We start from the raw sequence: 26,835 nt of genomic DNA, 5'->3' as shown, positions 1-26,835 counted from the left end.
CCCATGGCACAGGAAACCGCCGCCGAGGCCCCCGAAGCCGTCGTCTCCGTCCGGGGGGCCACCGCGGCCCTCGGCGGCCGCCCCGTCCTCCGGGGCGTCGACCTCACCGTCCACCGCGGTGAGGTCGTCGCGCTGCTCGGCGCCAACGGCTCCGGCAAGTCCACCGCCGTCCGCTCCGTCATCGGCCAGGTGCCGCTGACCAGCGGCACGATCGAACTGTTCGGCACCGAGCGGAAGCGGTTCCGCGACTGGGCCCGCGTCGGGTACGTGCCGCAGCGCACCACCGCCGCGAGCGGCGTCCCCGCCACCATCCGCGAGGTCGTCACCTCGGGCCGCCTCTCCCGCCGCCGCTTCGGCCGGCTCTCCAAGGCCGACCGGGCCGCCGTCGAGCGGGCCATCGCCCTCGTCGGCCTCGCCGACCGCGCCGGGGACTCCGTCGACGCCCTCTCCGGCGGCCAGCACCAGCGGGTCCTGATCGCCCGCGCGCTCGCCTCCGAGCCCGAGCTCCTGATCATGGACGAGCCGATGGCGGGCGTGGACCTGGCCAGCCAGGAGATCCTGGCCGCGACCCTGCGCGAGCAGGTCGCGGGCGGCGCCACCGTCCTCCTCGTCCTGCACGAGCTGGGCCCCCTGGAGCCGCTGATCGACCGGGCCGTGGTCCTGCGCGACGGCTGCGTCGTCCACGACGGCCCGCCGCCCGAGGCCGTCGGACAGCACGCGCTGCCCGGCCACGACCACGTACATCCGCACGCGGCCGGCGAGCCGCTCCGCACAGGACTGCTGACCTGACATGGAATTCCTCGAACCCGCCTTCATGCAGCGGGCGCTGATCGCCGCCCTCCTGGTCGGGATCACCGCCCCCGCCGTCGGCGTCTACCTCGTCCAGCGCCGCCAGGCGCTGATGGGCGACGGCATCGGCCACGTCGCCATGACCGGTGTCGGCCTGGGCTTCCTGCTGAACTCCAGCCCGGTCTGGATGGCGACCCTCGTCGCCGTCGCCGGCTCGGTCGCGATGGAGCTGATCAGGGCGTACGGCAAGACCCGCGGCGACCTGGCGCTCGCGCTGCTCTTCTACGGCGGCATGGCCGGTGGCGTCCTGCTGATCAACCTCTCGCCGACCGGTTCCAACGCCAACCTCACCTCGTACCTCTTCGGCTCGCTGACCACCGTCTCGCCGGAGGACATCACCGCGATCACGGTCCTGGCCGCCTTCGTGGTCCTGGTCACGGTCGGCCTGCGCCGCCGGCTCTTCGCGGTCAGCCAGGACGAGGAGTTCGCCCGGGTCACCGGACTGCCGGTGCGCGCCCTGAACCTGCTGATCGCCGTCACGGCCGCGGTGACCGTCACCGTCGCCATGCGGGTCGTGGGCCTGCTCCTGGTCAGCGCGCTCATGGTGGTCCCGGTCGCGGCGGCCCAGCAGCTCACCCGCTCCTTCCGCGCCACTTTCATCGGCGCGGTCCTCATCGGGATCGTCGTCTCCCTGTCGGGAACGGTCACCACGTACTACGTGGAGGCCCCGCCCGGCGCGACGATCGTGCTGTACGCGATCGGGGTCTTCGTCCTGCTCACGGCGCTCGCCACGCCGCTCGCCAAGCGGCGGGCCCGGGCGGCCGAGACGGACGCGGCGGCCTGCGACGTACGGGTCCCGACCGGGCGGCGGCCGGGCGACGACGTGAGGGTGTGAGCCACGACCGGTCCGTGGGACACGGGAGGCTGGCAGAATGGCGGGGGCAGACAAGCATCCAAGGAGGCCCCCGTGGTGACGGCAGGACCCCCCGTACGCGGCCGCTCGACCAAGCAGCGGGCCGCCGTGTCGGCGGCACTGAACGAGGTGGACGAGTTCCGCAGCGCCCAGGAGCTGCACGACATGCTCAAGCACCGCGGCGACTCGGTCGGCCTCACCACCGTCTACCGCACGCTCCAGTCCCTGGCGGACGCGGGCGAGGTCGACGCGCTGCGCACCAGCGACGGCGAGACGGTCTACCGCCGCTGCTCGACCGGTGACCACCACCACCACCTGGTCTGCCGCCTCTGCGGCAAGGCCGTGGAGGTGGAGGGCCCCATGGTGGAGCAGTGGGCCGAGGCGGTCGCCGCCGAGCACGGCTTCGTGAACGTGGCGCACACGGTGGAGATCTTCGGGACGTGCGCGGAGTGCGCCGCGAAGTGACCTGACGGACATGGACGCCCGTGAGGGCCCGTACCGGACTTTCTCCGGTACGGGCCCTCACGCGTGCGGCGGGTCCGGTCAGCCCTTGTCGAGGACGGCCAGGTCGGCCGGGTCGACGCCGCCGAAGCGCCGGTCGCGGGAGGCGTACTCGACGCAGGCGCGCCACAGGTCGCGGCGGTCGAAGTCCGGCCACAGCACGTCCTGGAAGATCATCTCGGCGTAGCTGCTCTGCCAGATGAGGTAGTTCGAGGTGCGCTGCTCGCCGCTCGGGCGCAGGAAGAGGTCCACGTCCGGCATGTCCGGGTAGTACAGGTACTTCTGGAAGGTCTTCTCGTTGACCTTCGACGGGTCCAGCCTCCCGGCCGCCACGTCCCGGGCGATGGCCTGCGCCGCGTCCGCGATCTCGGCGCGGCCGCCGTAGTTGACGCAGAAGTACAGGGTCATGGCGTCGTTGCCGACGGTCTGCTCCTGGGCGATCTGGAGCTCCTGGACGACCGACTTCCACATCTTGGGCATGCGGCCGACCCAGCGGATGCGGATGCCCAGCTCGTCCATCTCGTCGCGGCGGCGGCGGATGACGTCCCGGTTGAAGTTCATGAGGAAGCGGACCTCGTCGGGCGAGCGCTTCCAGTTCTCGGTGGAGAAGGCGTAGAGGGAGAGGTTCTTGACGCCCATCTCCAGACAGCCCTTGAGCACGTCCAGGACGACGCCCTCGCCGACCTTGTGGCCCTCGGTGCGCGGCAGACCGCGCTCCTTGGCCCAGCGGCCGTTCCCGTCCATCACGCAGGCCACGTGGTTCGGCACCAGCTCGGCCGGGAGCTTCGGCGGGCGGGCGCCGGACGGGTGCGGCTCGGGCAGCTTGTACTCCCGGCGCTGCCGCCCGAGGATTCCGCGTCGTGCGATGGCCATGGCGATGGATCTCCTACCTAGGTCTTCTCTACGTATCGCAGCGAGCGCAGGCCGCGCTCCAGGTGCCAGTGCAGGTAGGCGGAGACGAGTCCGCTGCCCTCCCTGACGTGACGCGGCTCGCACGCGTCCGCCGTCGCCCAGTCGCCGGTGAGGAGCGCGCTGAGCAGGCCGATGGCCTCCGCAGAGGGTACGACGCTTCCGGGGACCCGGCAGTCGCCGCATATGACTCCGCCCGCCGCGACCGAGAAGAACCGGTTCGGCCCCTGGAGTCCGCATTTGGCGCAGTCCTCGAAGCTGGGCGCGTAGCCGTTCACGGCGAGGGAGCGCAGCAGGAAGGCGTCCAGGATCAGATGGGGGGCGTGCTCGCCCCGGGCGAGGGTCCGCAGGCCCCCGACGAGCAGCAGGTACTGCTGGACGGCCGGCTCGCCCTCGTGGTCGGTGAACCGCTCGGCCGTCTCCAGCATGGCCGTGCCGGCGGTGTAGCGGGCGTAGTCGGTGACGATCCCGCCGCCGTACGCGGCGATGGTCTCGCTCTGCGTGCAGAGCGGCAGGCCGCGCCCGATCAGCTCGCTCCCCCGGGCGAAGAACTGCACGTCCACGTGGGAGAAGGGTTCGAGCCGGGCCCCGAACTTCGACTTCGTGCGCCGCACGCCGCGCGCCACGGCGCGTACGCGCCCGTGACCGCGCGTGAGGAGGGTGATGATGCGGTCCGCTTCACCCAGCTTCTGGGTGCGCAGCACGATGCCGTCGTCGCGGAACAGACTCATGCGGCCCATTCTCCCGTACGGCACCGACACCCGGGTCCGGGGCCGGGCGCCGGTGCCGTACGGGAGGGCTACGGGCCCCCGCCACCGCTCAAGGCACCTCGCCCCGGCTGCGCGCGTTGACGTGCGCCGTGGAGGCGCTCAGCCGCTCGGCCGAGGTCGCCTCCCGCACCTCCTCGGGCTCCACGTCCCACTCGCGCCCGCCGCCCAGCGCGCGGATCTGGACGTAGGGGCCCTCGTGCCCCATGACCCTCCCGACCCGTCCGGTGCGGATCTCGACGACGTACGACCCGATGGGCAGCGTCACGATCGACTCTCCTCCCTCGGCAGTACGGCGGCGGCGAGGAGCCGGGCCGTTTCCACCGTGCAGCATCCCAATTCCACGAGCGGCCTCGGGGGATCGGCGGCGAGGGTGACGACGTCGAGGCCGAGCGAGGGAAGGGTGATTCCCGCACTCGCGAGCGCCTCGCGCAATTCCGCCACCGCCTCTTGTGCGGCTCCGATCGTCCCCGTGGACGCCTTCGTGATGTCTTCCTTCACCAACGTATGCCTTTCTGAATCCATTTCCCGCTTCGCCTCTCCAGGGTGACCCCTGATCCGTAGAATCGACAGCTGCGCACGCCGTACAACTGCGGGGTAGGGCAGGGGAGTTAAGCCATGGCCAGAGGCAAGCGGCAGGACGTGTGGGAGTTCTTCGGAGAACTCCTGAAGGAACGCAGGGAGGCGGCGGGGCTCTCCCAGGGAGAGCTGGGCGGACGGGTGTTCGTTTCGGGCGGCTACATCGGCCTGTTCGAGCAGGGAATTCGAAAACCACAGCTCGATGTGGCGAAACGAATCGACGAGGTCCTACAAACCGGCGGTATTTTCGAACGAACATGGCGCAAGCTCATCGACAACTCACCGTACGCGTCCTATTTCCACGCGGTCGCGGAGCTGGAGGCCGTGGCGACGAAGATCTGCGAGTTCGCGCCGACGGTCGTGCCGGGTCTGATGCAGACGAGGGCGTACGCGCGGGCGGTGACGCTGGCGGCGAACCCCTTCGCGACGGAGGAGTACGTCGAGGAGAAGGTCACCTCGCGACTCGAACGAGCGAAGATCCTCACGGCCACTACAAGGCCCGAGTATTGGGTGATCCTGCACGAGAACGCGATCCGCACACCGGTCGGCGGCCCGGCGGTCATGGCAGAGCAGCTCGACCGCATAGCGGCACTGGTGCGGGAGCGGCGGGCGCTGGCGATCGTCGTCCCACGATCGGTAGGGGCACACGCGTCCATGAACGGCACGCTCAAGCTCATGGAGTTCAAGGACCAGCCGCCAACGGCCTATACGGAGACGTCGTTTTCGGGGACGCTCCTCGATGATCCGGCAGTGGTGAAGCGTGCACAGCGCGCCTACGATCTGCTCAGGGTCGCCGCCTTGTCGCCGGAGGCGTCCCTGGCCCTGATCGAGTCGGCGGCGGAGGACTTCAGACGATGCGCGCGTACGACCTGACTCACGCCAACTGGTTCAAGAGCAGCTACAGCAACGGGGAGGGCGGCGACTGCGTCGAAGTCTCGTACGACTTCGCCGACGTCGTTCCCGTCCGTGACAGCAAGCAGGTCGAAGGCCCCGTCCTGGTCGTGGCGGACGGTGCCTGGTCCGCGTTCGTCGCGGCGCTCAAGGGCTGACGCGGACAGCCGTTCGTCCTAGGCTCTCGGCCATGTCGATCATCGCGTCCATACCCGTCCTCAGAGGACACGGCGGCGTCACCGTGAGCGCCGCTCCCGAGGGGCTGCTCCTGGAGCGGCCTCGTGAGGAGCTCACGATCCCCGGCGAGGCCGTCGCCCGGGTGCGGGCCGAAGGAGGGGCCGTCGCCGTCGAGCTGCGGGCTCCCGCCGGGGCCACGCCCGTGGTCCACCGGATCGAGGGCGTGAGCGAGGCCGCCGCCACGGCCTTCGCGGACGGTGTGAACTCGCTGCTGCCGGAGCCGGACGAGGAGGTCGACGGCGCGGCGCTCCTCGTCCTGCGGACCTTCCGAACGCGCTGGCAGCGGCGGCACCTGCGCCGGTTCGGGTGGTTCGTGCTGGTGGTCCTCGGGGCGGTCGTCGCCCTGTCGGTGATCGCCGGGGTCGCCGGAGGCGCCGGCTATGCCGTCGGCACGGTCGTGACCGGGCTGATCACGGCCGTGACCCTCGGGGCCGGTGTCTACGAGTTCGGGCAGTGGAACCACACGCGGCGGGTACGGAAGCACGGCGTCAGGGAGTTCGCCCGGCCGGCCAACGTGCCGGGGACCTACCTCTACGTCGACACCAACGGGATGACCCGCACCGTGTCCCACCTCAGCCACGGCACGTACCTCGAGGTCGCCTACGATCCGAAGGACCCGGCGGACGTGTACACGCTGATGCCGGGGTTCATGCAGCGCCTGAGCATCGCGGCGGGGACGTTCCTCTTCCTCTGCGGGCTGGGCGGCGTGGCGGCGCTGGTCCTCCTGACGGTGGAGGCCCTCGCCGAGGGCGGGGCCTAGTTTCGCTTTGGGAAGTCATAAGTTCGCCTTATGTGCCCATAGACCGGGGCCGGGTACCGCTCCGGGTCGTGCATTATTTAGGGTGACCTAAGTGTCGGCGGCTCCGCCGCCATGTCGCTGCGAAGGGAACCCAGTCATGCCCCGCCCCCTCCGGGTCGCGATCGTCGGCGCCGGCCCCGCCGGAATCTACGCCGCCGATGCGCTGCTGAAGTCCGAGGCCGCCGCCGAGCCGGGCGTGTCGATCGACATCTTCGAGCGGATGCCGGCGCCCTTCGGCCTCATCCGCTACGGCGTCGCCCCCGACCACCCGCGCATCAAGGGCATCGTCAACGCGCTGCACCAGGTGCTCGACAAGCCGCAGGTCCGCCTGTTCGGCAACGTCGACTACGGCACCGACGTGCACCTGGACGACCTGCGCTCCTTCTACGACGCCGTGGTCTTCTCGACCGGCGCCATGGCGGACCGCGAGCTGAAGATCCCCGGCGTGGAGCTGGACGGCTGCCTCGGCGCCGCCGACTTCGCCTCCTGGTACGACGGCCACCCGGACGTACCGCGCACCTGGGACCTGTCCGCCGAGAAGGTCGCCGTCCTCGGCGTCGGCAACGTGGCGCTCGACATCGCCCGCATCCTGGCGAAGACGGCGGACGAGCTGCTGCCGACCGAGATCCCGGCCAACGTCTACGAGGGCCTGAAGGCCAACAAGGCCCTCGAAGTCCACGTCTTCGGCCGCCGCGGCCCGGCGCAGGCGAAGTTCAGCCCCATGGAGCTGCGCGAGCTGGACCACTCCCCCAACATCGAGGTCATCGTCAACCCCGAGGACATCGACTACGACGACGGCTCGATCGCGGACCGCCGCAAGAACAAGCAGACCGACATGGTCGCGAAGACCCTGGAGAACTGGGCGATCCGCGACATAGGCGACCGCCCGCACAAGCTCTTCCTGCACTTCTTCGAGTCCCCGGTCGAGGTCCTCGGCGAGGACGGCAAGGTCGTCGGCCTGCGCACCGAGCGCACCGAGCTGGACGGCACCGGCAACGTCCGGGGCACCGGGCAGACCACCGACTGGGACGTCCAGGCCGTCTACCGCGCGGTCGGCTACCTCTCGGACGAGCTGTCGAAGCTCCCGTGGGACGCCGTCAGCGGCACCGTCCCGGACCAGGGCGGCCGGGTGATCCAGGAGAACGGCGAGCACCTGGCGTCGACCTACGTCACCGGCTGGATCCGGCGCGGCCCGGTCGGCCTCATCGGGCACACCAAGGGCGACGCCAACGAGACCGTGGCGAACCTCCTGGACGACTTCGCGAACGGGCGCCTGCTCGACCCGGCCACCCCGGAGACGGACGCGGTCGTGGCCTTCCTGGAGGGCAAGGGCCTCACGTACACGACGTGGGAGGGCTGGTACGCCCTGGACGCCGCCGAGAAGGCGCTCGGCGAGCCGCAGGGCCGCGAGCGCGTGAAGATCGTGGAGCGCGAGGACATGCTGCGCGCGAGCGGCGCCATCCAGTAACCGTCGCTCCGGTACGGCGGCCGCGAGGGCTCGGAGGGGATCCGGGTCCTCGCGGAGTCGTTTCCCGGGACTTCTCCCGGCTCAGGAGACGGTCCGCGCGGAGGTGAGCAGCCGGACGGTGTCGTCCGGGGCCAGCGAGAGCGCGTTGCCGACGGTGCCGAGCACCTCCATCTCGGCCGGGCTGTACGGGCCGTCGGCCAGGGCGATCCGGGCCGCCTGGACGAGGATCGACTCCCGCCCGGAGGGGGCCAGGTGCGGGGAGAGCGGCTCCAGGGCCTCGTGGAGCTCGATCGCGAGGAGCGTGCCCTCGGGGTTCACCTCGGGCATGAAGCGCCCCGTGTCGGCCTCCAGGGCCTCCACGAGGTCGACGAGCTGGACGGCCGTGCACTCCGTGAAGCCGGCGGAGCGGACCGCGCTGACGGCCCGGTCCAGGACGGCGCGGGAGTCGGTGCCGCCGGCCGCGAGGACGGCCAGGGCGACGGTGTGCACCCCGTCCCGCAGCATCGCGGAGAAACGGCTCGTCGTCGGGTGGTCGAGCACCTCCGTACCGAAGTGCGTGTGACAGGCCGCGCACTCGACGACGGGGCCCGTACAGCCCCGGGGCAGGACGGGCACGCCCAGGACGGCGAACCTGCGGCGGCCGGTGCGCCGCCGGTAGTTGCGGTCGCCCCCGCACACCTCGCAGAAGAACTCGCCGTCCCCCACGGTGTTCCAGGAGGTGCGGATCCCGCAGATGCCCACTTTCCCACCACGTGAATTCCGGGCAGACCGCATACGCACCTCCTCGACGCCCCGGCTGCGCTGCCGGCGTGGGCGTGATGTTAGCCACATCCGCGATGTGGCGTCAGTACCTCGTCGTCAGTTCACCGTGGAGATGGCCGAGACACGTCACCGTTCGACCGCCGTGAAATCACCCTCCCGAGTGGTCCCGCGACCGCCTCCCCGCCCTCGTACGGCACTGCCCCGCACCCTTCGAGAGGGTGCGGGGCAGCGGTGCCGGAGCGGGTCAGCGGGCGGAGCGGTTGACCGCCGAGATGACCGCCTTCAGGGAGGCGCGGGTCGTGTTGGCGTCGATGCCGATGCCCCACAGGACCTTGCCGTCGATGGCGCACTCGATGTACGAGGCGGCCTGCGCGGAGGCGCCCTCGCTCATCGTGTGCTCCTGGTAGTCCAGCAGGCGGGCGTCGACGCCGACGGCCTGGAGCGCGGCGAAGAAGGCCGAGATGGGGCCGTTGCCGGAGCCGGTCAGGACGGTGTCGACGCCGTCCACGACCGCCTCGACGGTCAGCGTGTCCGTGCCGTCCGTGTCGGAGGTGGTCTGGCCGGAGCGCAGCTGGATGCGGCCCCAGGCGTTGTCGGGGTTGGGCAGGTACTCGTCCTGGAAGACGGACCAGATCGCGGCCGGCGTGACCTCGCCGCCCTCGGAGTCGGTCTTCTGCTGGATGATCCTGGAGAACTCGATCTGCATCCGGCGGGGCAGGTCCAGCTTGTGGTCGTTCTTCAGGACGTACGCGATGCCGCCCTTGCCGGACTGCGAGTTGACCCGGATGACGGCCTCGTAGGAGCGGCCGACGTCCTTCGGGTCGATCGGCAGGTACGGGACCGCCCACTCGATGTCGTCCACGGTCTTGCCCCGGGCGGCCGCGTCGGCCTCCATGGCGTCGAAGCCCTTCTTGATGGCGTCCTGGTGGGAGCCGGAGAAGGCGGTGTAGACCAGGTCGCCCGCGTAGGGGTGGCGCGGGTGGACCTCCATCTGGTTGCAGTACTCGCTGGTGCGGCGGATCTCGTCGATCTGCGAGAAGTCGATCTGCGGGTCGACGCCCTGGCTGAACAGGTTCATGCCCAGGGTCACCAGGTCGACGTTGCCGGTGCGCTCTCCCTGGCCGAACAGACAGCCCTCGACGCGGTCGGCGCCGGCCATGACGGCCAGCTCGGCCGCGGCCACGGCCGTGCCGCGGTCGTTGTGCGGGTGGGCGGAGATGCAGACGTACTCGCGGCGGGTCAGGTTCCGGGACATCCACTCGAACCGGTCCGCGTGCGTGGACGGCGTCGAACGCTCCACGGTGGCGGGCAGGTTGAGGATGATCTCGCGGCCCGGACCCGGCTGCCAGACGTCGCAGACGGCCTCGCAGACCTCCAGGGCGAAGTCCAGCTCGGTGTCGGTGAAGATCTCGGGGCTGTACTGGTAGCCGAAGATCGTCTCCGGGCCCAGCAGCTTCTCCGCGTACTCCATCACCAGGCGCGTGCCGTCCACGGCGATCTGCTTGATGTCCTCCTTCGAGCCGCGGAAGACGACCCGGCGGAAGGTGGGCGCGGTGGCGTTGTACAGGTGGACGGTGGCCCGCTTCGCGCCGACCAGGGACTCGACGGTCCGCTCGATCAGGTCCTCGCGGGCCTGGGTCAGGACGGAGATGGTGACGTCGTCCGGGATCGCGCCCTCTTCGATGATGGAGCGCACGAAGGCGAAGTCGGTCTCGCCGGAGGACGGGAAGCCGACCTCGATCTCCTTGTAGCCCATGCGTACGAGCAGGTCGAACATCTCGCGCTTGCGGGCCGGGGACATCGGGTCGATCAGGGCCTGGTTGCCGTCGCGCAGGTCGGTGGACAGCCAGCGGGGGGCCTTGGTGATGCGCCGGTCGGGCCAGGTGCGGTCGGGGATCTCGACGGCCTCGTACCGGCCGTACTTGTGGATCGGCATCCCGGACGGCTTCTGCAGCGGGGCCTCGTTGGTGACGGGCGTGGGGCGGCCGATGAACGGGGACTGCGACATTGCGTAGGGCTCCTCGGGTCCAGCTGAGAGAAGGACGGCCGACTGTCGAACGCAACACCAGGTCCCGCGGGGAGGGGGTCGGCCTACGACTACAGGCCCTCGCCGCGGCAGCTAAGGAGAAGCAGCCCGAAACGCATGATGTGCCGCAGCTTAGCCCAGGGACGTGGAAGCGGACGTCCCGTTCCAGTATGCGGGACGGCCGCGGAATCAAACTCGAACAGTGACGGATCACTCCATTTCGCCAATCCTCGTCTCTCCTAGTGACAGCACGGTCACGCACTGCCACATTGCTGGAATGACCGCTCACACGCCTGTCTTCTGTTCGATCGTGCCGCCGCACCTCCTGGAGCATCTGGCCCAGTCCTCCGACGCCGCCGTGGCCGCCGCCGCCCGCCGCACCCTGGCCGCGGACGCCTCGGCCCGCTCCTTCCGGGCGCTGTCCCGGCCGGGCTCTCCCCCGGCGGCCGCCCCCCGCGCCGCCGCCACGCCGCACCGCACCGTCCACGACTGCCGGCACGGCACCGGCCTGCCGGGCGTGAAGGTCCGCGCCGAGGGCGGGAAGGCGACCGGCGACGCCTCCGTCAACCGCGCGTACGCGGGCCTCGGCGCCACGTTCGAGCTCTTCCTGAACGCCTTCGGGCGCGACTCGATCGACGGCTCCGGTCTGCCCCTGGTCGCCTCCGTCCACTACGACCGGAACTACGGCAACGCCTTCTGGAACGGCGAGCAGATGGTGTTCGGGGACGGCGACGACGAGATCTTCCTCGACTTCACCCTGCCCGTGGACGTCATCGGGCACGAGCTGGCCCACGGCTTCACCCAGTACACGGCGAACCTGGAGTACTTCAGCCAGTCCGGCGCCCTCAACGAGTCCGTCTCGGACGTCTTCGGCGCCCTCGTGAAGCAGTACGCCCTCGGGCAGAGCGCCGAGGCGGCGGACTGGCTGATCGGCGAGGGCCTCTTCCACCCGGACGTGGAGGGCAGGGCCCTGCGCTCCATGAAGGCCCCGGGCACGGCGTACGACGACGACGTCCTCGGCAAGGACCCGCAGCCCGCCCACATGGACGACTACGTCCGCACGAGCCGCGACAACGGCGGGGTGCACATCAACTCCGGCATCCCCAACCACGCCTTCTACCTGGCGGCGACCGAGCTGGGCGGCAACGCGTGGGAGCGGGCCGGGCAGATCTGGTACGACGTGATGACCGGCGGCACCCTCACCCCCGAGACCCGGTTCGCCGAGTTCGCGGCGGCCACGGCGAAGGCGGCGAAGGACCGGTACGGCGACGGGGCCGAGATCCAGGCCGTCCTGAAGTCCTGGGCGGCGGTGGGCGTGCCGACGGACTGAGCCGGGGTAGACAGGGCCCATGCGGATTCGAGTACGGCGCACGGGCGGTTTCGCGGGCATCGAGCGGTCGGCGGAGGTGGACACCGCGGGCCGCCCCGACGCCGGGGAGTGGGCCGCCCTGGCCGGGGCGGTCCTCGCGGCCGACGGAGGCGGCGGGGACGGTGACCGGTCCGGCGTCCCGGACGGCTTCTCGTACGAGATCACGATCGACGGGCACACGGTCCGGTGCGGCGACCCGGCGGTCACGAAGGAGCAGCGGGCCCTGATCACCCGGGTCCTGAAGGAAGGCGCGTAACCGGGCGCCCTCACCCCCCTTCGCTTTCGCCCTGATGTTCGAGGTTCGCCGCGCGGCTTGAAAGGATGGCGCGGTCCGTCAATCTCGCGAAAGTGAAGCCCTCATGAATGCCAGTCAGCTCAACCGGCGCGACTTCCTCTCCCTCGGCGGCGTCGCCGCCCTGGCCGTCGCCGGGCTCGGAACGACGGCGGGGACCGCGAGCGCCGCGGGCACGGGCGCCGGAACGGCGGCCACCGCCCTGGCGCTGCCGCCGTCGAAGCTGATCCGCGTCGAGGGCAACACCGGCCCGGCCTACTTCCGCGAGAAGGCCGTGCAGCGGGGGACGGTCATCCAGTCCCTCGGCTTCGACAACGTCAACCGGCGGCTCTACTTCGCCCAGCTCATCGGCGGCGGCCTCCAGCTCAAGGGCGAGTCCGCGCCGGTCTCCGCCGACGTCCGCGACCTCCACGGCGACCTGGCGATCACCGAGTGGACCCTCGGCGCCGACACGGCGGAGGGCGCCGGAAGCGCGAGGATCACGGGCCACATGTACCTGCGGGGCTTCGGGCACGGCGTCGGCATCGGCGTCGAGCCCTCGGGCGGCAGCACCTACCTGTGGACCGAGGTCGACGCGGTCCAGGACACCAAGGAGGGGACGAGCCGGGGCCGCCGCCTCTGCCGCTTCAAGTTCGCGAGCTCCAGCACGCCGCTGGACGCCACCAGCACCTCGCTGCAGAAGTTCACCCCCGTCCCCGGCAGCGTGAACAACACGGCGGGCGTCGACCCGCTGAACAACCGCCTGGTGGTCCGGTACAGCCTCAACGGGATGCGCTACCGGATCTTCGACCTGGCCGCGGCGCGCGCGGGCGACTTCGGCACGCCGCTGGCCGAGATCGCCGAGCCCGCGATCTCGATCGACCGCAACCGCTACGGGAAGCCCTCGTTCCAGGGGTACGCGGTGGCCGGTCAGTACCTGTACATGCTGCACGGCAACTCGTACGGCTACACGCAGGACCACGACGGCAACGAGTCGACGCCCGAGATCGTCATCTCCCCGCCGGGCGAGGGCAACACCCACCTCACCTCGGTGGACCTGAACACCGGGCAGATCATCACGACCTTCCACTCGAAGGCCGGCTACACCCTGCCGTTCCGCGAGCCGGAGGGCCTGGCGATCCAGATCCCGAAGGCGTCCGAGCCCGACGTGTTCCGCCTCTGCATGGGCTTCGCCTCGGGGGAGACCTCGGGCGCGCGCACCGCGTCGGTCTACTACAAGGACTCGCTGATCCAGCCGTGAGGCGGAAGGGCGCGGCGGCATGAGGAGAGGGCCGCGCCCGGGGACGTTCTCCCGGGCGCGGCCCTCTCCGTGGGTCCTTCCGGAGAACCGGCCTTCTAGAAGCCCAGCTTCCTGAGCTGCTTCGGGTCCCGCTGCCAGTCCTTCGCGACCTTCACGTGCAGGTCGAGGAAGACCGGGGTGCCGAGGAGGGCCTCGATGTGCTTGCGGGACTTCATCCCGACCTCCTTCAGGCGGCTGCCCTTGGGGCCGATGATGATGCCCTTCTGGCTGGGGCGCTCGATGTACACGTTGGCGTGGATGTCGAGCAGCGGCCGGTCCGCCGGGCGGTTCTCGCGGGGGATCATCTCCTCCACGACCACCGCGATGGAGTGCGGCAGCTCGTCCCGCACGCCTTCGAGCGCGGCCTCGCGGATCAGCTCCGCGACCATGACCTGCTCGGGCTCGTCGGTGAGGTCGCCCTCCGGGTAGAGCGGCGGGGACTCGGGGAGCAGCGGGACGAGCAGGTCCGCGACGAGCTGGACCTGCTTGTCGCCGACGGCGGAGACCGGGACGATCTCCTGCCACTCGAAGCCCAGCTCCTTGCCGAGCTGGTCGACGGCGATGAGCTGCTCGGCGAGCGTCTTGGAGTCGACCAGGTCGGTCTTGGTGATGATCGCGACCTTGGGGGTCTTCTTGATCCCGGCCAGTTCCTTGGCGATGAAGCGGTCGCCGGGGCCGAGCTTCTGGTCGGCGGGCAGGCAGAAGCCGATCACGTCGACCTCGGCCCAGGTGGTGCGCACGACGTCGTTGAGCCGCTCGCCCAGGAGGGTGCGCGGCTTGTGGAGGCCGGGGGTGTCGACCAGGATCAGCTGCGCGTCCGGGCGGTGCACGATGCCCCGGACGGTGTGCCGGGTGGTCTGCGGCCGGTTCGAGGTGATGGCCACCTTCTGGCCGACCAGAGCGTTCGTGAGGGTGGACTTGCCCGCGTTGGGGCGGCCGACGAAGCAGGCGAAGCCGGCCCGGTGGACGGCTTCGGTTTCTTGGTTGCGAGCGCTCATGGGGGCCATTGTCCCCGATGAGCGCCCGCGCCACGCACCCAGTGGGTGCGGAGGACCCGGCGGCGCGCACTCCGGAGCCCCCGGGAGCTCCCGGCGGGGCGTCTCAGCCCGCCGTGACGGCCTGTCGCAGCTTCCCGTCCGGGCCCGCGAGCAGGACCGGGGTCTCCGGGCCGCCGAGGTCCCGCACGGCCGCGCGGTCCGCGTCCGAGGCCGCCTCGGCGGTCGTCACGACGGCCGCCGCCTCCAGGGACTCGGCGCCGCTGGCCACCGCCATCGCGACGGCGGTCTGCAGGGCGCTCAGCCTGAGCGAGTCGAGCGCCACGGTCCCGGCCACGTAGGTCCGGCCGGTCTCGTCGCGCACGGCCGCGCCCTCGGCCACGCCGTTGCGGGCCCGCGCGCTCCGCGCCAGGGTGATGATCTTGAGGTCCTCGGCGCCGAGGTCGCCGTGCTCGCTGCTGAGTGTCATGGAGCGAGCATAGGTCGGGCCCCGGGAAGGCTCCGGTTCAGGGGCGGTCCAGGCGGAGCCGTACCGCCTTCGGCAGGCCCGCGACGACGAGGTCGTACGAGTCCTCGACCAGCTCCCGGACCATGGGGGCCGGGAGCTCGCCGACGGTCACCGTGTTCCAGTGCCGCTTGTTCATGTGGTGGCCGGGGGCGATCGCCGGGTGTTCCTCGCGGAGCCGCACGGCCTCGTCCGGGTCGCACTTGAGGTTGACCCGCAGCGGCTCGGAGTCGAGCGCCGACAGGGCGAAGAGCTTCCCGGCGACCTTGAAGACGGAGGTCTCCGGGCCGAAGGGGAACTCCTCCGACGCGTCGTCGAACTCCAGGCAGAGGGCGCGCAGCTCGTCGGGGGTCACTCGGGCTCCTGGGGGGTCACTCGGGTTCCTTCTCCGCTCCGACCGGCTCCACCGGTTCCACGAGCACGGTGACGATCTTGTTCCGGCGGCCGGCCGGGGACTCGGCGGTCAGCCGCAGCGAGCGCCCGTCGGGCAGCTCCACCACGGACTTCGCGCCCGAGATGGGGACGCGGCCGAGGGCCTTGGCGAGCAGGCCGCCGACGGTCTCCACGTCCTCGTCGTCGTACTCGTCGGGGCCCAGGCCGTAGAGCTCGCCGAGGTCCCCGATGTCGAGGCGGGCGGTGACCCGGTACCGGTCGTCGCCGAGCTCCTGGACGGGCGGCAGCTCCCGGTCGTACTCGTCGGTGATCTCGCCGACGATCTCCTCCAGGATGTCCTCGATGGTGACGATCCCGGCCGTGCCGCCGTACTCGTCGACGACGACGGCGACGTGGTTGCGCTCCTGCTGCATCTCGCGCAGCAGGTCGCCGGCGTTCTTGGTGTCGGGCACGAAGGCGGCCGGCCGCATCGCGGTCGACACCAGGTCGGACTCCGACTCCCGGTTGACGTGGGTCCGGCGGGCCAGGTCCTTGAGGTACACGATGCCGACGATGTCGTCCTCGTTCTCGCCGGTGACCGGGATCCGGGAGAAGCCGGAGCGCAGGGCGAGGGTGAGGGCCTGGCGGACGGTCTTGTAGCGCTCGATGCAGATCAGGTCGGTGCGGGGCACCATGACCTCGCGCACGAGGGTGTCGCCGAGCTCGAAGACGGAGTGCACCATGCGGCGCTCGTCGTCCTCGATCAGCGACTCCTGCTCGGCGAGGTCGACCAGGGCCCGCAGCTCGGCCTCGGAGGCGAAGGGGCCCTTGCGGAAGCCCTTGCCGGGGGTGAGCGCGTTGCCGATGAGGATCAGGAGCTGCGGGATCGGGCCCATGATCCGGGCGAGGGGCACCAGGACGTACGCGGCGGCGGTCGCCGTGTTCAGCGGGTGCTGGCGGCCGATGGTGCGCGGCGAGACGCCGACGGCCACGTACGAGACGAGGACCATGACGGCGATGGCGACGAGGAGCGCCTCCCAGGTCTCCGGGAAGGCCTCCAGGCAGGCGTACGTGACGAGGACGCCGGCCGCCATCTCGCAGGCGACGCGGACGAGCAGCGCCACGTTGAGGTAGCGGGTCGGGTCGGAGGCGACCCGGGCGAGCTTCTCGGCCCCGCGCCGCCCGGACCGTACGGCCTCGGCGGCGCGGAAGCTGGAGATCCGGGCGAGGCCCGCCTCGGCGCAGGCGGCGAGCCAGGCCACGACGACGAGCGCGACCGCCCCGAGGATCAGCGAGACGTCCATCGGGGTCAGGAGACGGTCGGCGCCGGGGAGGGGCCGGTCAGGCCCTTCTCCGCGCGCCAGCCGTCGACGATCGCCGCCTGGAGGCCGAACATCTCGGCCTTCTCGTCGGGCTCCTCGTGGTCGTAGCCGAGGAGGTGCAGCACTCCGTGGACGGTGAGGAGCTGGAGCTCCTCGTCCATGGAGTGCTGCGTCGGCGCGTCCTTGCCCTGCTGGGTGGCGACCTCGGGGCAGAGCACGATGTCGCCGAGGAGCCCCTGCGGGGGCTCCGCGTCGTCCTTCGCCGGCGGGCGCAGCTCGTCCATCGGGAAGGACATGACGTCCGTGGGGCCGGGCAGGTCCATCCACTGGATGTGGAGCTGCTCCATCGCCTCCGCGTCCACGACGATCACCGAGAGCTCGGAGAGGGGGTGGATGCGCATGCGCGCGAGCGCGTAGCGGGCGATGTCGAGGATCGACTGCTCGTCGACCTCGGTGCCGGACTCGTTGTTGACGTCGATCGACATGGTGGTTCTGTGACTACTTCCCGTTGCGGCCGTTGCGGCTGTCGTACTGCTCGTACGCGTCGACGATACGGCCGACGAGCTTGTGCCGGACGACATCCTGCGACGTGAGCGTGGAGAAGTGGACGTCCTGGACCCCGTCGAGGATGTCGCGGACCTGCCGCAGACCGCTCTTCGTCCCGTTCGGCAGGTCGACCTGGGTGATGTCACCGGTGATGACGATCTTCGAGTCGAAGCCGAGGCGGGTGAGGAACATCTTCATCTGCTCGGGGTTCGTGTTCTGCGCCTCGTCCAGGATGATGAACGCGTCGTTGAGCGTGCGGCCGCGCATGTACGCCAGGGGCGCGACCTCGATCGTCCCGCTCGCCATGAGCTTGGGGATCGAGTCCGGGTCGAGCATGTCGTGCAGGGCGTCGTAGAGCGGGCGCAGGTACGGGTCGATCTTCTCGTAGAGCGTGCCCGGCAGGAAGCCGAGCCGCTCGCCCGCCTCGACGGCGGGTCTGGTCAGGATGATCCGGTTGACCTGCTTGGACTGCAGGGCCTGGACCGCCTTGGCCATGGCGAGATAGGTCTTGCCGGTGCCCGCGGGGCCGATGCCGAAGACGATCGTGTGCTTGTCGATGGCGTCGACGTACCGCTTCTGGTTGAGCGTCTTGGGGCGGATCGTGCGTCCCCGGCTGGAGAGGATGTTCTGCGTGAGCACCTCGGCGGGAGTCTCCTCGCCGCCCTCCGCCGTTCCGTCCCCGCTCGCCCTGAGCATGGCGATCGAGCGTTCCACTGCGTCCTCCGTCATCGGCTGACCGGTGCGGAGCACCAGCATCATCTCGTCGAACAGGCGCTGGATCAGGGCGACTTCCGCCGCGTCGCCGACCGCGCTGACCTGGTTGCCCCGGACGTGGATGTCGGTCCCGGGGAACGAGCGCTCGATGACGCGGAGCAGGGAGTCGCCGGAGCCCAGCAGGGTCACCATGGGGTGCTTGGCGGGGACCGTGAAGTGGGCGCGGGCCTGTCCGTGCGCCTCGTCGCGGGGCGCTCCGTCGTGGGCTGTGGGTGTGTGAGTCATGGGCCGGCACTGTGGCCTGCGCATACCTCCCGTACGCGGGGTTCTCGCGGCTCGACAACCTCTCGATCACCAAGCCTACGACCTGGCACCGACAGTGCCTAAGGGGTTTACGAAGGGCCGTTCGAGTGGTGTGTCCGGGAACGGGCCCTACGAGGCGGCCGCGCGGAAGCCGATCGTCGGGACCGCCCTGCGCAGCGGCCAGGGGCGGGCGGGGGCGGGCAGGAGGCGCTCCAGGAAGGCGTAGCGGCCGCGCAGGGCCTCGGGGTCCTGCCGGGCGTCGCCCTGGGCCCGCTGCCACCAGGCGGCGATCTCGTCCCAGGTGGGGGCGGAGAGGGAGCCGCCGAACTCCTGGACGGAGAGGGCGGCGGTGAGGCCGGCGAAGGCGAGCCGGTCGGCGAGGGGCCAGCCGGCGAGGGTGCCGGTGACGAAACCGGCGACGAAGACGTCCCCGGCGCCGGTCGGGTCGAGGGCGGAGACCTGGATGGCGGGGACCTCGGCGGTCTCGCCGGTGGCACCGTCGACGGCGTAGGCGCCCTCGGCGCCGAGGGTGACCACGGCGTAGCGGACCTTGTCGGCGAGGGCGCGGGCGGCGGCCCGGGGGCAGTCGGTGCGGGTGTAGCGCATCGCCTCGGCGGCGTTGGGCAGGAACGCCTCGCAGTGCTCCAGGTCCGGGAGGGCCGCCAGGTCCCAGCGGCCGGTGTCGTCCCAGCCGACGTCGGCGAAGACCTTGGCGCCGGCGCGGGCGGCCTGGGCGACCCACTCCTCGGGGCGGCCGGGGGCGAGGGAGGCGACGGCCGCGCGCGCGTGCGGCGGGTAGGCGGGCAGGGCGCCTTCGGACGGCGGGGCCGCGTGGCCGTGCGAGACCATCGTGCGCTCGCCCTCGTAGGCCATGGAGACGGTGACCGGGGAGTGCCAGCCGGGGACCGTGCGGGAGAAGGAGAGGTCGATGCCCTCGCCCTGCTCCAGGGCGTCCCAGCAGTACTCGCCGTAGTGGTCGTCGCCGAAGGCGGCGGCGAGGGAGGTGTGCAGGCCGAGGCGGGCGAGGGCGGTGGCCATGTTGGCGACGCCGCCGGGGCTGGAGCCCATGCCGCGGGCCCAGGACTCGGTGCCGCGGACGGGGGCGCTGTCGAGGCCGGTGAAGATGATGTCGAGGAAGACCGTGCCGGTCAGGAAGACGTCGCAGGCGGGGTCGGTGGGCTCGCGCAGGCGCTCCAACGGGTCGACCTCGGCGTCGTGTTGCGGCTGCTCTCCCCTGGGTGTGGTCACGGCGGGCTCCCCGGTCGCGGTGCGGATCCGCCCAGTGTGCCCGATGGGGGTCGGGAGACGGGTGGGACGCACGAGGAGGACGTCTCTTTACCCGGAAACCGTCCCGCCAAACCAGGAGTGTCGCGGATCACATCGCGTACCGGTGGAAACCACCTTCTCCCACCCCTCGCCCGCTTGATACACATGGTCACGCGACCCCGTGCCTCTCGCGCACCGCCGGGCGCTCCACCCCTCCCCTTCTTGTTCCTGGGAACGCCCATGTCGTCGCGGTCTCGCGGCGCGGGGGCCCTCGTCGCCCTCGTCGCACTCTTCACGGCCGGTTACCTGGCCCCGTACCTGCTGCCGACCGTCGTCGGCCGCCTCTCCGCCGGGCTCGGCCTCTCCCCCGCGCAGGCGGGCCTGGTCGGCTCCGTGCTGCTGCTCGGCTCCTCGTCCGCCGGTTTCACGCTCGCCGCGCGCGGGGAGCGGATCGGACCGCGCCGGGCGGCCCGCGCGGGCCTGCTCGCCATGATCGTCGGGTACGGCTCCGCCGCCGCGACCGGCACCGTGCCGCTGGTGGTCGCGGGCGCCGTCCTCGGCGGCCTCGGCTCGGGCACGGCGACGGCGGTGGCCGCCGCCGGGATCGCCGGGCGGCGGGACCCGCACCGGGCCTCGACCCTGGGCCTGCTCTCCGTCTCGGCCACGGCGGGCGCCCTCTATCTGACGCTCCCCCACCTGGGCTCCGGCCACGCGCCCCCGCTGCTCGCGATCGCCTGTGCGGCGGTCCTGGTGTGGCCGGTGACGGGCCGTCTGCCGGGCGGTACGCGTGCGCGTACGGGCTCGGGCACGGGCCGGGAGTCGTCCGTCGGGTCCGTGGCGCCCGTGACGGGCCCGCTGCCGTACCGCCGGGCGGGGGCCGTCCTCGCGGGCGGCATCCTGTGCTGGTCCCTCGCGCAGAACGCGCTGTGGGGCGTGAGCGGCCGCATCGGAACCACCCAGGCCGGGCTCTCCGAGGTCACCGTCGGCGCGGTCTTCGCGGCGGCGCTCGGCGCGGGGCTCGCCGGGGTCACGGCGGCGGGGGCGCTCGGCTCGCGCCTGGGCCGGGCGGTGCCGATCGGGGCCGGCACGGTCCTCATCGCGGGCTGCGTGCTGCTGAGTTCGTCCGCCGGGGACCTGGTCTCGTTCGCGACCGGCGAGATCCTGTGGAACGCCTTCTACCCGGTCGTCCTGTCCTACCTCCTGGGCCTGGCCGCCTCCCTCGACCCGCGCGGCCGCTGGGCCGTCCTGGTCGGCTCGGCGTCCTCCCTGGGCGTGGCCTGCGGCCCGGTGACCGGCAGCCTCCTCTCGGAGGGCGCGGGCTATCCGGGCATGGGCGCGGTCCTCTGCGCCCTGCTCCTGCTGGTCGCCGCCCCCATGACGGCCGTGGCCCGGCACGTCTCCGGCCGCCCGCTGGTCCCCGGCTCGATCCGCCGCCGCGGCGGCGCCCCCGCGGCCGTCCTCGCCGGCAACGCCTCGGCGACGCCGTCCCTGGTGCCCCAGGTGGGCGCCCCCGAGCAGCCGGTGACTCCGATCCGGGTTCCGGTCCCGGCCGCCCGTCGCCGGTTGACGAAGTCGACGTTCGGGCTGGCGAGGCCGAGCGATCGGGGGTGAGGGGTGCGGGGGTGAGGGGCCGGGTGCGCGTGCGGGGCGCCTGCGGCGGGCTTCTCCCCACCCCGCCCCTTCCCGAAACCGGGGGCGAGCCCCCGGGCCCCCGTACGCCCTCCGGGCGTGTCCTCAAACGCCGGACGGGCTGAAGTTCCGCCCTCGGGGCGGAAAATCCAGCCCCGCCGGCGTTTGAGGCGCGGGGTCCGGGGCGGAGCCCCGGTTATGGGAAGGGGCGGGGTGGGGAAGAAGCCCGCCGCAGGCGCCCCGGCCCGCACCCGCCCTGCCCCGCCCCGCCCCGCCCCACGGGCGCCTACGCCCCGCCGTCCCCGAACTCGTACGCCTCCACCTCCGCCAGATACCGCTCCCGCCGCCCCTCGTCGTCCTCCAGGAACGACGCCAGGAAGGAGTTCCGGGCCAGCTCACGGAGCTGTTCCTCCGTGAGGCCGAGCGCGGTGCGGACGCCGTCGTAGTTGTCGCCCGCGTAGCCGCCGAAGTAGGCGGGGTCGTCGGAGTTGACGGTGACGAGGAGACCGGCCGACATCATCGCGCGGAGCGGATGGTCGGCGAGGGTGTCGATGACGCGGAGGCGGACGTTCGACAGGGGGCAGAGGGTGAGCGGGACCCGCTCGCGGGCGAGCCGGGCGACGAGGTCGGGGTCGTCCATGCAGCGCAGGCCGTGGTCGATCCGCTCGACGCCGAGGACGTCGAGCGCCTCGCGGACGTACGCCGCGGGCCCCTCCTCGCCCGCGTGCGCGACGCGGCGCAGACCGAGCCGGGCGGCCTCCTCGTACACCTCGCGGAACTTGGCCGGCGGGTGGCCGACCTCCGCCGAGTCCAGACCGACGCCGGTGATCCGGTCCAGGTACGGCTTCGCGGCCTCCAGGGTGGCGAGGGCCGACTCGGCGGACTCGTCGCGCAGGAAGCACAGGATGAGCCGGGTGGAGATCCCGTACCGCTCCTCGGCGCGGTCGAGGGAGGCGGTCAGGCCCTCGATCACGGTGCCGATCGGGACGCCGCGGGCGGTGTGCGCCTGCGGGTCGAAGAAGATCTCGGCGTGCCGGACGCCCTGGGCGGCGGCCCGCTCCAGATAGGCGTCGGCGAGTTCGGTGAAGTCCCCGGCGGTGCGCAGGACCGCCATCAGGCCGTAGTACAGGTCCAGGAAGGACTGGAGGTCGCTGAAGCGGTACGCCTCGCGCAGGGCGTCGGTGTCCGCGTACGGCAGGGTGACGCCGTTGCGCGCGGCGAGCGCGAAGGCCAGCTCGGGTTCGAGGGTGCCCTCGATGTGGAGGTGCAGTTCCGCCTTGGGGAGGGACGCGGGGAGGCCTACGGGTACGGGCATGTTCACGTTCGTTTCGGTACGGGGACCCTCATGAGGTCCTGGGCAATGCTCAGCTCGCCGTCGAACCCGGCCGCCCGCGCCTGCCGTTCGAACTCGGCGGGGTCGTGGTAGCGCTGCGAGAAGTGGGTGAGGACGAGGTGCCGCACGCCCGCGTCCCGGGCGACCGCGGCGGCCTGTCCGGCCGTCAGGTGGCCGTGGTCGGTGGCGAGGCGGACGTCCTCGTCGAGGAAGGTCGACTCGATGACGAGCATGTCGGCGCCCTCGGCGAGGGCGTGCACGCCGTCGCAGAGCCGGGTGTCCATGACGAAGGCGAAGCGCTGTCCGCGCCGGACCTCGCTGACCTCGTCGAGGGTGACGCCGTTCAGGACGCCGTCGCGCTGGATCCGGCCCACGTCGGGGCCCGCGATGCCGTGCTCGGCGAGCTTCCCGGGCAGGATGCGGCGCCCGTCGGGCTCGACGAGCCGGTAACCGTAGGACTCGACGGGGTGGGAGAGCCGGTGCGCTTCCAGGGTGTACGCGTCGGTGACGGCGAGCGGCCCGTCGGCGGAGACGGGCGCCTCGACCAGCTTCACGGTCTCGCGGTAGGCCGTGGCGTACCGCAGCCGCTCGAAGAAGCGCTGTCCGCTCGCCGGGTAGTGGGCGGTGACGGGGTGCGGGACCTGGTCGAGGTTGATCCGCTGGATCACCCCGGCCAGGCCGAGCGAGTGGTCGCCGTGGAAGTGCGTGACGCAGATCCGGTCGAGGTCGTGCGCGGCGACCCCGGCCCGCAGCATCTGGCGCTGGGTGCCCTCGCCGGGGTCGAACATGATGCCCCCGCCGTCCCAGCGCAGCAGGTAGCCGTTGTGGTTGCGGTGCCGGGTCGGGACCTGGCTGGCGGTTCCGAGGACGACCAGTTCGCGTACGGACACGGTTTATCCGGGGGGCCAGTTGAGGCCGCGGCCGCCCAGCACGTGCGCGTGGGTGTGGAAGACGGTCTGGCCCGCGCCCGCGCCGGTGTTGAGGACGATCCGGTAGCCGGTGCCGTCGGTCTTCTCCTGGGCGGCGACCTCGCCGGCCTCGCGCAGCAGGTCGGCGGCGACGTCCGGCGCGCCGGCCGCGAGGGAGGCGGCGTCCGGGTAGTGAACGCGCGGGATCACCAGGACGTGGGTGGGCGCCTGGGGGTTTATGTCGCGGAACGCGACGGTCGTCTCCGTCTCGCGCACGATCGTCGCGGGCACCTCCCCCGCCACGATCTTGCAGAACAGGCAGTCGCTCTGCGGCTCTCCGGCCATGGTCCGGGCCTCCTCGCCTCCGTCGGTCAGTACACGCGCATGCTATCCGCCGGCACCGACGGGCCCGTTCTCCCGGCCGGGTCAGTCCTTGGGCGCGCGCCGGTTCAGGAACGAGCGGCTCACCCAGTACGTGATGACCACGCCCCAGAACAGCGGCGTCCCGAGCCCGCCGACCAAGCCCGCGTCGAGGGACCAGAGGGCCGTCGTCGCCACCGAGTGGAGCCCGAGCAGCCCCACGGCCGTCGCCATGGCGATCACCGGCCGGCAGCCGCGCGCCACGAGCAGCAGCGGGCGGCGCAGCCGGGGCGGCAGCCGGCGGCTCATCCACAGCACCCAGCCGCCCCACGCGCCCACGAGGATCGCCGTGCCGATCAGGAACTGGACGACCGCGCCGGTCCCGGTCCCGCCGGTGCGGACGGCGGCGGTGGCGTACACGGAGGCGATGAAGCCGATCAGGGCGACCCAGCGGGCCCCGGCGACGGTGTTCCAGGCCATGGCCTCCAGGTTGTAGCGGGCCTTGCGGTCCTGGAGGTCGAGCGCGGCGGAGGCGACGAACCCCTCGGCCGCCTGCGTCCACGCCCCGCGCCGGAACCAGCGGCGGCGCAGCCGGAGCAGCGAGAGGTTGTTGTGGGCCTCGCTGCTCTGCGGGTTGAGGCGCAGCGCCGTCTCGTAGGCCCGCTGCGCGGTGGCGTGGTCGCCCCGGCGCTGGGCGGTGAGGCCGACCAGGAAGTGGGCCGCGTCCTCCTCGGGCGCGAGGTTGACGGCGGTCCGGGCGGCCTCGTACGCCTCGACGGCACGCGCGTGCGTGAAGAAGCGCTCGCCGTGCTCGCCGAGCTCGGCGAGGGCGGTGCCGAGCGCGTAGTGGGTGCCCCAGTAGTGCGGGGCGAGCGCGACGGAGTGCCGGGCACTGGCCTCGGCCTCCTGGTAGCGCTTCCGGGAGAGGAGGATCTGGACGCGCATCAGCCAGGCGCCGAGCAGTTCGGGCTCGGCCCGCAGCGCCTGGTCCGCGGCGGCCAGGGCGGCGTGGTGGTCGCCGCCCCGGTGGTGGCAGCGGGCGAGCAGGACGAGCGCCTCGGCGTCCTCCGGGTCGGTCGCCAGGTGCTGGGCGGCGAGCGCCCCGGCCCGCTCGTACCGCCCGGCCTCGTAGAGCGCCTCGGCGCGCCGCAGCGCGGTGCCGGGGGCGCCCTGCGCGCCCGGGGCGTCGGCCGCGGTCACAGCTTGCGCTTCCGCTTGAGGTGGGCGAGCAGGTCGTCGTAGAGGCCGCCCTCGTTGGCGAACATGGCGACGTTCCGGGCGGCGGCGAACCACGGCTCCGTGGACGGCTTGATCTGCTTGGCCGCGCCGAGCAGGTCCTTGGTGGTGATCAGGCGTACGGAGCCGCTGCGGGCGGAGTCGAGGAGCGCGGCCTCGGCGGCCGTCTCGCAGACGTGCGCGAGGTCGGCGCCGGAGAAGTCCTCGGTGGCCTTGACGAGCTTGCCGAGGTCGACGGCCTCGATGGGGCGCTCGCGCAGGTGGTAGCGGAGGATCGCCTCGCGGGCGGAGGCGTCGGGCGGCAGCACGAGAAGGGTGCGGTCGAGGCGGCCGGGGCGGCGCAGCGCGATGTCCACGTCCCAGGGGACGTTGGTGGCGGCGAGCACGAAGACGCCCTCGTTCCCGGCGCCGCTCGCGATGCCGTCGAGCTCGGTGAGGAGCTGGTTGACGACGTTGCGCAGGCCGCTGTGGTGGGTGCGGGAGCGCTTGGCACCGAGGGCGTCCAGCTCGTCGAGGAAGACGACGCAGGGGGCCTGGCGGCGGGCGGTCTCGAAGATGTCGTGGATGTTCTTCTCGGAGGCGCCGATCCACATGTCGAGGACGTCGGAGAGCGAGACGGTGAGGAAGCTCGCGCCGAGTTCGCCCGCGACGGCCCGGGCGATGAAGGTCTTGCCGCAGCCGGGCGGGCCGTAGAGCAGCAGGCCGCCGCGCAGCGACTTGCCGTACAGCCTGCGCAGTTCGGGGTTGCGCATGGGGGCGAGGAAGGCGGCCTCCAGGCGGTCCTTGACCTCCTCCATGCCGCCGACGTCGGCGAGGCGGACGGAGCCGGGGGCGTCGACGTCCCAGGCGGCCGCGTCCCCGGCGGTCCCGTCGCCGTCGGCGGCCTGCGGGTCCTCCAGGAAGCGGGGCCCGACGAGGTCCTGCACCTGCTGCTCGGCGGCGTCCCAGTCGAAGGAGGGGGAGGGGGTGGGGGTGGGGGTGGAAGCGGCCTGTGCGGGCTCGTCCGGGGCCGGGGTCTCCGCGACGGTCGGCGCCGGGTCCTCCGCGACGGTCGGCTTCGGGCTCTCCGCGGCGGGCAGTCCCATCGCGCGGACCATCAGGGCGCGGGCGCCCGTGTCCCCGGGTGCGTGCTGGAGGGCGACGGCCGCCTCCGCGACGGCCTCGTCGTTGCGCCCCTCCGCGAGGAGGAGTTCGGCGAAGTGGAGACGCAGGGGCACGTCGCCGGGGGCGGCGGCCACGGCGGCGCGGAGACTGCGGATCAGGGGGGACTCGTCGGCCATGCGGCCACCCTAAGGAGCCACCGGGGGCCGTCGTCCACCGGGTGCGCACATCCCCCGTCCGTACACTGCGCCGCATGAGACGGGACGGGGCCCTGCGCAGGCTGACGGTGGACGACGGGACGGTCTGGCTCTGGAACGTCCGGCACCGGCACCCCGACTGCCGGACCGTGCTCGCCCTGCGCCGCGCCGAACGCCCGCACGCCCTGCTCCGGCTGGTCTTCCGGGAGGCGCCGGGCCGCGCGGTGGCCGGGTTCACGATGGGCAGGCACGAGGTGCTCGCCGGGGGCGGCTGGCTCAACCTCGACGAGCCCGGGGTCGTGCGCCGGTTCCTCGACGCGGCGGTCGCCCGGGATCTCGTCCCGACCGCGAACGGGGCGCGGGAGGAGGACGGCTGGCCGCTCTTCGACGAGCTGACGGCGGACGCGCCTCGGTCTTCGGGGTCCTAGGGGGTGTCTCGCCGATCGGGCCGGATCGGGGAGCGGCGT

At 72.2% G+C, this 26,835-nt stretch carries 30 protein-coding genes; 12 read left to right on the top strand and 18 right to left on the bottom strand.

Annotated elements, in window-relative coordinates:
* Nucleotides 1–3 precede the first annotated feature (3 nt).
* The 3 genes from ACWGSR_RS12495 to ACWGSR_RS12485 all read left to right on the top strand — a co-directional run bounded on the left by ACWGSR_RS12495 (nucleotide 4) and on the right by ACWGSR_RS12485 (nucleotide 2,167).
* Entirely contained in the window at nucleotides 4–789 is a 786-nt protein-coding gene (locus ACWGSR_RS12495) for a metal ABC transporter ATP-binding protein (RefSeq protein WP_376232599.1), read from the top strand.
* A gap of 1 nt (nucleotide 790) precedes the next feature.
* On the top strand, nucleotides 791–1,684 hold the full coding sequence (locus ACWGSR_RS12490) for a metal ABC transporter permease (protein WP_376232597.1): 894 nt from the start codon (nucleotides 791–793) through the stop codon (nucleotides 1,682–1,684).
* Nucleotides 1,685–1,756: 72 nt separating this feature from the next.
* Nucleotides 1,757–2,167 (top strand): Fur family transcriptional regulator, encoded by a 411-nt coding sequence (locus tag ACWGSR_RS12485; protein ID WP_062755824.1) that lies wholly within the window; start codon nucleotides 1,757–1,759, stop codon nucleotides 2,165–2,167.
* A gap of 78 nt (nucleotides 2,168–2,245) precedes the next feature.
* Here ACWGSR_RS12485 and ACWGSR_RS12480 read toward each other — a convergent pair whose 3' ends face one another.
* The 4 genes from ACWGSR_RS12480 to ACWGSR_RS12465 all read right to left on the bottom strand — a co-directional run bounded on the left by ACWGSR_RS12480 (nucleotide 2,246) and on the right by ACWGSR_RS12465 (nucleotide 4,380).
* Nucleotides 2,246–3,070: an isoprenyl transferase gene (locus ACWGSR_RS12480; protein ID WP_376232724.1), complete on the bottom strand. Its 825-nt coding sequence runs from the start codon at nucleotides 3,068–3,070 to the stop codon at nucleotides 2,246–2,248.
* Between the two features lie 23 nt (nucleotides 3,071–3,093).
* Nucleotides 3,094–3,843 carry a DNA repair protein RecO gene (gene recO / locus ACWGSR_RS12475; protein WP_030211001.1) on the bottom strand — a complete coding sequence of 250 codons (750 nt, stop codon included), beginning with the start codon at nucleotides 3,841–3,843 and terminating at the stop codon, nucleotides 3,094–3,096.
* Between the two features lie 88 nt (nucleotides 3,844–3,931).
* Complete coding sequence (locus tag ACWGSR_RS12470; RefSeq protein ID WP_376232594.1) at nucleotides 3,932–4,147, bottom strand: hypothetical protein; 216 nt, start codon at nucleotides 4,145–4,147, stop codon at nucleotides 3,932–3,934.
* Nucleotides 4,144–4,380, bottom strand: coding sequence for a hypothetical protein (locus ACWGSR_RS12465; protein WP_237528760.1), 237 nt, complete (start codon nucleotides 4,378–4,380; stop codon nucleotides 4,144–4,146). The genes ACWGSR_RS12470 and ACWGSR_RS12465 overlap by 4 nt, the downstream gene beginning before the upstream one ends.
* A gap of 117 nt (nucleotides 4,381–4,497) precedes the next feature.
* On the opposite strand from ACWGSR_RS12465, the gene ACWGSR_RS12460 reads away from it, so the two are divergent.
* The 4 genes from ACWGSR_RS12460 to ACWGSR_RS12445 all read left to right on the top strand — a co-directional run bounded on the left by ACWGSR_RS12460 (nucleotide 4,498) and on the right by ACWGSR_RS12445 (nucleotide 7,853).
* Nucleotides 4,498–5,331, top strand: a complete 834-nt coding sequence (locus tag ACWGSR_RS12460) for a helix-turn-helix domain-containing protein (protein ID WP_453565903.1) — start codon at nucleotides 4,498–4,500, stop codon at nucleotides 5,329–5,331.
* The gene (locus ACWGSR_RS12455) at nucleotides 5,313–5,507 is read left to right on the top strand and encodes a DUF397 domain-containing protein (protein WP_376232591.1); all 195 of its coding nucleotides are present in this window, start codon (nucleotides 5,313–5,315) and stop codon (nucleotides 5,505–5,507) included. The genes ACWGSR_RS12460 and ACWGSR_RS12455 overlap by 19 nt, the downstream gene beginning before the upstream one ends.
* A gap of 32 nt (nucleotides 5,508–5,539) precedes the next feature.
* Nucleotides 5,540–6,346, top strand: coding sequence for a hypothetical protein (locus tag ACWGSR_RS12450; protein WP_453565900.1), 807 nt, complete (start codon nucleotides 5,540–5,542; stop codon nucleotides 6,344–6,346).
* Nucleotides 6,347–6,482: 136 nt separating this feature from the next.
* Nucleotides 6,483–7,853 (top strand): FAD-dependent oxidoreductase, encoded by a 1,371-nt coding sequence (locus ACWGSR_RS12445; protein WP_453565897.1) that lies wholly within the window; start codon nucleotides 6,483–6,485, stop codon nucleotides 7,851–7,853.
* 81 nt (nucleotides 7,854–7,934) lie between these two features.
* Here ACWGSR_RS12445 and ACWGSR_RS12440 read toward each other — a convergent pair whose 3' ends face one another.
* Nucleotides 7,935–8,627, bottom strand: a complete 693-nt coding sequence (locus ACWGSR_RS12440; RefSeq protein ID WP_376232588.1) for a TerB family tellurite resistance protein — start codon at nucleotides 8,625–8,627, stop codon at nucleotides 7,935–7,937.
* A 232-nt stretch (nucleotides 8,628–8,859) separates the two neighbouring features.
* Complete coding sequence (gene leuA / locus ACWGSR_RS12435) at nucleotides 8,860–10,623, bottom strand: 2-isopropylmalate synthase (RefSeq protein WP_453565893.1); 1,764 nt, start codon at nucleotides 10,621–10,623, stop codon at nucleotides 8,860–8,862.
* 295 nt (nucleotides 10,624–10,918) lie between these two features.
* On the opposite strand from leuA, the gene ACWGSR_RS12430 reads away from it, so the two are divergent.
* From ACWGSR_RS12430 to ACWGSR_RS12420, 3 genes are all read left to right on the top strand, one after another.
* Nucleotides 10,919–11,971, top strand: coding sequence for a M4 family metallopeptidase (locus tag ACWGSR_RS12430; protein WP_453565890.1), 1,053 nt, complete (start codon nucleotides 10,919–10,921; stop codon nucleotides 11,969–11,971).
* A 19-nt stretch (nucleotides 11,972–11,990) separates the two neighbouring features.
* On the top strand, nucleotides 11,991–12,266 hold the full coding sequence (locus ACWGSR_RS12425) for a protealysin inhibitor emfourin (RefSeq protein WP_453565887.1): 276 nt from the start codon (nucleotides 11,991–11,993) through the stop codon (nucleotides 12,264–12,266).
* Between the two features lie 103 nt (nucleotides 12,267–12,369).
* On the top strand, nucleotides 12,370–13,542 hold the full coding sequence (locus ACWGSR_RS12420; protein WP_453565884.1) for a phage baseplate protein: 1,173 nt from the start codon (nucleotides 12,370–12,372) through the stop codon (nucleotides 13,540–13,542).
* 95 nt (nucleotides 13,543–13,637) lie between these two features.
* Here the strand turns inward: ACWGSR_RS12420 and era are convergent, their stop codons facing one another.
* The 7 genes from era to ACWGSR_RS12385 form a co-directional block, all read right to left on the bottom strand.
* Entirely contained in the window at nucleotides 13,638–14,588 is a 951-nt protein-coding gene (era, locus tag ACWGSR_RS12415; RefSeq protein ID WP_376232578.1) for a GTPase Era, read from the bottom strand.
* A 94-nt stretch (nucleotides 14,589–14,682) separates the two neighbouring features.
* Entirely contained in the window at nucleotides 14,683–15,045 is a 363-nt protein-coding gene (locus ACWGSR_RS12410; RefSeq protein ID WP_376232577.1) for a cytidine deaminase, read from the bottom strand.
* A 37-nt stretch (nucleotides 15,046–15,082) separates the two neighbouring features.
* Nucleotides 15,083–15,436, bottom strand: coding sequence for an MmcQ/YjbR family DNA-binding protein (locus ACWGSR_RS12405; RefSeq protein ID WP_453565879.1), 354 nt, complete (start codon nucleotides 15,434–15,436; stop codon nucleotides 15,083–15,085).
* Between the two features lie 16 nt (nucleotides 15,437–15,452).
* Nucleotides 15,453–16,757, bottom strand: coding sequence for a hemolysin family protein (locus ACWGSR_RS12400; RefSeq protein WP_365538141.1), 1,305 nt, complete (start codon nucleotides 16,755–16,757; stop codon nucleotides 15,453–15,455).
* A gap of 5 nt (nucleotides 16,758–16,762) precedes the next feature.
* Nucleotides 16,763–17,260: an rRNA maturation RNase YbeY gene (gene ybeY / locus ACWGSR_RS12395; protein ID WP_030211030.1), complete on the bottom strand. Its 498-nt coding sequence runs from the start codon at nucleotides 17,258–17,260 to the stop codon at nucleotides 16,763–16,765.
* Between the two features lie 13 nt (nucleotides 17,261–17,273).
* Nucleotides 17,274–18,320, bottom strand: a complete 1,047-nt coding sequence (locus ACWGSR_RS12390) for a PhoH family protein (RefSeq protein ID WP_432086996.1) — start codon at nucleotides 18,318–18,320, stop codon at nucleotides 17,274–17,276.
* Between the two features lie 147 nt (nucleotides 18,321–18,467).
* Nucleotides 18,468–19,586 carry a carbohydrate kinase family protein gene (locus ACWGSR_RS12385; RefSeq protein ID WP_376232571.1) on the bottom strand — a complete coding sequence of 373 codons (1,119 nt, stop codon included), beginning with the start codon at nucleotides 19,584–19,586 and terminating at the stop codon, nucleotides 18,468–18,470.
* Nucleotides 19,587–19,844: 258 nt separating this feature from the next.
* Between ACWGSR_RS12385 and ACWGSR_RS12380 the strand changes: the two genes are divergently transcribed.
* Nucleotides 19,845–21,215 (top strand): MFS transporter, encoded by a 1,371-nt coding sequence (locus ACWGSR_RS12380; RefSeq protein WP_453565875.1) that lies wholly within the window; start codon nucleotides 19,845–19,847, stop codon nucleotides 21,213–21,215.
* A 304-nt stretch (nucleotides 21,216–21,519) separates the two neighbouring features.
* Here the strand turns inward: ACWGSR_RS12380 and ACWGSR_RS12375 are convergent, their stop codons facing one another.
* From ACWGSR_RS12375 to ACWGSR_RS12355, 5 genes are all read right to left on the bottom strand, one after another.
* Nucleotides 21,520–22,548, bottom strand: a complete 1,029-nt coding sequence (locus ACWGSR_RS12375; RefSeq protein ID WP_453565872.1) for an adenosine deaminase — start codon at nucleotides 22,546–22,548, stop codon at nucleotides 21,520–21,522.
* A 2-nt stretch (nucleotides 22,549–22,550) separates the two neighbouring features.
* Nucleotides 22,551–23,456, bottom strand: a complete 906-nt coding sequence (locus ACWGSR_RS12370; protein WP_376238606.1) for a ribonuclease Z — start codon at nucleotides 23,454–23,456, stop codon at nucleotides 22,551–22,553.
* A gap of 3 nt (nucleotides 23,457–23,459) precedes the next feature.
* Nucleotides 23,460–23,819: a histidine triad nucleotide-binding protein gene (locus ACWGSR_RS12365; RefSeq protein WP_121829312.1), complete on the bottom strand. Its 360-nt coding sequence runs from the start codon at nucleotides 23,817–23,819 to the stop codon at nucleotides 23,460–23,462.
* Nucleotides 23,820–23,900: 81 nt separating this feature from the next.
* Nucleotides 23,901–25,034: a tetratricopeptide repeat protein gene (locus tag ACWGSR_RS12360; protein WP_376238601.1), complete on the bottom strand. Its 1,134-nt coding sequence runs from the start codon at nucleotides 25,032–25,034 to the stop codon at nucleotides 23,901–23,903.
* Nucleotides 25,031–26,350 (bottom strand): ATP-binding protein, encoded by a 1,320-nt coding sequence (locus tag ACWGSR_RS12355; protein WP_453565867.1) that lies wholly within the window; start codon nucleotides 26,348–26,350, stop codon nucleotides 25,031–25,033. The genes ACWGSR_RS12360 and ACWGSR_RS12355 overlap by 4 nt, the downstream gene beginning before the upstream one ends.
* Before the next feature lie 74 nt (nucleotides 26,351–26,424).
* On the opposite strand from ACWGSR_RS12355, the gene ACWGSR_RS12350 reads away from it, so the two are divergent.
* On the top strand, nucleotides 26,425–26,796 hold the full coding sequence (locus tag ACWGSR_RS12350) for a hypothetical protein (RefSeq protein ID WP_453565865.1): 372 nt from the start codon (nucleotides 26,425–26,427) through the stop codon (nucleotides 26,794–26,796).
* The last annotated feature ends 39 nt before the right edge of the window (nucleotides 26,797–26,835 follow it).

The organism is Streptomyces sp. NPDC055632, assembly GCF_053618675.1.
This window is presented reverse-complemented; position numbering and strand designations above follow the sequence as displayed.